General features: G+C 51.9%; 2 protein-coding genes. Both read left to right on the top strand.

Annotation, left to right across the window (positions count from 1 at the left end):
• A partial coding sequence (gene dnaT / locus QZF50_RS23680; protein ID WP_290389044.1) for a primosomal protein DnaT occupies positions 1–305 on the top strand: 305 nt, incomplete at its 5' end.
• 2 nt (positions 306–307) lie between these two features.
• The gene (gene dnaC / locus QZF50_RS23675; protein WP_000799911.1) at positions 308–1,045 is read left to right on the top strand and encodes a DNA replication protein DnaC; all 738 of its coding nucleotides are present in this window, start codon (positions 308–310) and stop codon (positions 1,043–1,045) included.
• The last annotated feature ends 83 nt before the right edge of the window (positions 1,046–1,128 follow it).

Here is a 1,128-nt window from a genome sequence, read left to right as displayed (position 1 = left end):
CTGCTCCCGTTGCTGTACCCATGGGGAAATTCGCCATGTATCCGGACTGGCAACCCGATGCCGACTTTATCCGCCTGGCGGCGCTATGGGGCGTGGCACTAAGAGAGCCGGTGACCACCGAAGAACTGACCTCATTCATTGCCTACTGGCAGGCGGAAGGTAAAGTCTTTCACCATGTACAGTGGCAACAAAAACTGGCGCGCAGCCTGCAAATCGGTCGTGCCAGCAACGGCGGACTGCCGAAACGAGATGTGAATACGGTCAGTGAACCTGACAGCCAAATTCCACCAGGATTCAGAGGGTAACGATGAAAAACGTTGGCGACCTGATGCAACGCCTGCAAAAAATGATGCCTGCCCATATCAAACCTGCATTCAAAACGGGTGAAGAACTACTGGCCTGGCAGAAAGAACAAGGAGCGATCCGCTCCGCCGCTCTCGAACGTGAAAATCGGGCGATGAAAATGCAGCGCACCTTTAACCGCTCCGGTATTCGTCCACTGCATCAGAACTGCTCCTTTGAGAACTATCGCGTTGAGTGTGAAGGGCAGATGAATGCGTTAAGCAAAGCGCGCCAGTACGTCGAAGAGTTTGACGGCAACATCGCCAGCTTCATCTTTTCTGGTAAGCCAGGAACCGGCAAAAACCATCTGGCGGCGGCAATCTGCAACGAGCTGCTGCTACGCGGTAAATCCGTATTGATCATCACCGTGGCCGATATTATGTCGGCGATGAAAGATACCTTCAGGAATAGCGGTACCAGCGAAGAACAACTGCTTAACGATCTGAGCAACGTTGATCTGCTGGTGATCGATGAGATCGGCGTGCAGACCGAATCGAAATACGAAAAAGTGATCATCAACCAGATCGTCGATCGCCGCTCTTCTTCCAAACGCCCAACCGGGATGCTGACCAACAGTAATATGGAAGAGATGACCAAGTTGCTGGGCGAACGCGTGATGGACCGTATGCGCCTGGGTAACAGTTTGTGGGTGATCTTCAACTGGGATAGCTACCGTAGCCGGGTAACAGGTAAAGAGTATTAATCCCCGTTTCTGGCGGTATACTGCGACACAATTCCACCTTGAGTAATGATGATGAAAACTGTTAAACATCTTCTGTGCTGTGC

The organism is uncultured Escherichia sp. (assembly GCF_948475835.1).
Taxonomy (GTDB): Bacteria; Pseudomonadota; Gammaproteobacteria; order Enterobacterales; family Enterobacteriaceae; genus ECMA0423.
This window is presented reverse-complemented; position numbering and strand designations above follow the sequence as displayed.

What these genes read in the sequence shown, in the direction of transcription:
- dnaC (WP_000799911.1), top strand. Translation starts at nt 308, where the DNA reads ATGAAAAACGTTGGCGACCTGATGCAACGCCTGCAAAAAATGATGCCT.